The organism is Actinomadura latina NBRC 106108, assembly GCF_001552195.1.
Classification (GTDB): domain Bacteria; phylum Actinomycetota; class Actinomycetes; order Streptosporangiales; family Streptosporangiaceae; genus Spirillospora; species Spirillospora latina.
In genome coordinates this window covers 1-1,064 of sequence record NZ_BCQS01000069.1, presented here as the reverse complement: position 1 = coordinate 1,064, position 1,064 = coordinate 1, and the positions used below count along the sequence as shown (strand labels likewise).

Annotated in this window: 1 rRNA gene; it reads right to left on the bottom strand. The window is 58.6% G+C overall.

The features are described from left to right. Positions 1-29: 29 nt before the first annotated feature. Positions 30-1,064, bottom strand: a 23S ribosomal RNA gene (locus tag AL2_RS35815); the annotation flags it as partial.

Here is a 1,064-nt window from a genome sequence, read left to right as displayed (position 1 = left end):
CTCACAGCGATTCGGATTGAACGTATTGTGTGTTCAAGCCACTCGGCCTATTAGTACCGGTCGACTCCACACGTTACCGCGCTTCCATCTCCGGCCTATCAACCCGGTCGTCTACCGGGGGCCTTACACCCACAAAGGGGTGGGAGAACTCATCTCGAGGAAGGCTTCCCGCTTAGATGCTTTCAGCGGTTATCCCGACCGAACGTAGCCAACCAGCCGTGCCCCTGGCGGGACAACTGGCACACCAGAGGTCCGTCCGTCCCGGTCCTCTCGTACTAGGGACAGACCCTCTCAATTCTCCTACGCGCGCAGCGGATAGGGACCGAACTGTCTCGCGACGTTCTAAACCCAGCTCGCGTGCCGCTTTAATGGGCGAACAGCCCAACCCTTGGGACCTACTCCAGCCCCAGGATGCGACGAGCCGACATCGAGGTGCCAAACCATCCCGTCGATATGGACTCTTGGGGAAGATCAGCCTGTTATCCCCGGGGTACCTTTTAGCCGTTGAGCGACACCACTTCCACACGTAGGTGCCGGATCACTAGGCCCTGCTTTCGCACCTGCTCGACACGTCCGTCTCACAGTCAAGCTCCCTTGTGCCCTTGCACTCGCCACCTGATTGCCAACCAGGCTGAGGGAACCTTTGGGCGCCTCCGTTACACTTTAGGAGGCAACCGCCCCAGTTAAACTACCCACCAGGCACTGTCCCCCACCCGGATACACGGGTGCGGGTTAGACGCTCAAAACGACCAGAGTGGTATTTCACCAACGACTCCACCGACACTGGCGTGCCGGCTTCACAGTCTCCCACCTATCCTACACAAGACGCTCCAAGCGCCAATGCCAAGCTGTAGTGAAGGTCCCGGGGTCTTTCCGTCCTGCTGCGCGAAACGAGCATCTTTACTCGTACTGCAATTTCGCCGGGCCTGTGGTTGAGACAGCGGGGAAGTCGTTACGCCATTCGTGCAGGTCGGAACTTACCCGACAAGGAATTTCGCTACCTTAGGATGGTTATAGTTACCACCGCCGTTTACCGGCGCTTAGATTCTCAGCGTCGACCCGCC